Source organism: Pseudomonas sp. 2995-1 (assembly GCF_002742505.1).
Classification (GTDB): domain Bacteria; phylum Pseudomonadota; class Gammaproteobacteria; order Pseudomonadales; family Pseudomonadaceae; genus Aquipseudomonas; species Aquipseudomonas sivasensis.
In genome coordinates this window covers 1-242 of record NZ_LJSA01000378.1, presented here as the reverse complement: position 1 = coordinate 242, position 242 = coordinate 1, and the positions used below count along the sequence as shown (strand labels likewise).

General features: G+C 39.7%; 1 protein-coding gene. It reads right to left on the bottom strand.

The genetic code is table 11. From position 1 onward, the window contains the following. On the bottom strand, window positions 1-242 hold a 242-nt coding region (locus AOA61_RS20840), incomplete at both ends, for a phosphatidate cytidylyltransferase (RefSeq protein WP_178075201.1).

Below are 242 nucleotides of genomic sequence, written 5' to 3'. Positions count from 1 at the left end.
ATCTATCTTTGTGATATAGTTTGCTCCTAATCTACCATTGTGATGTTGTCCCCCAAGAGATAAATCTCTTCTCAGTACGGAAATGGTTAAACTCCCAAAATACCCTGCAACACTGATGATAACTCCTGACAGGATACCGAATGTTAAACCAAATGGCGTGAGGTATGGGTATAGAATAAATGACACCAACGTCGTGAAGAGAAATCCACCCAAAAATCCTTCCCAAGTAAGATTTGAATTGG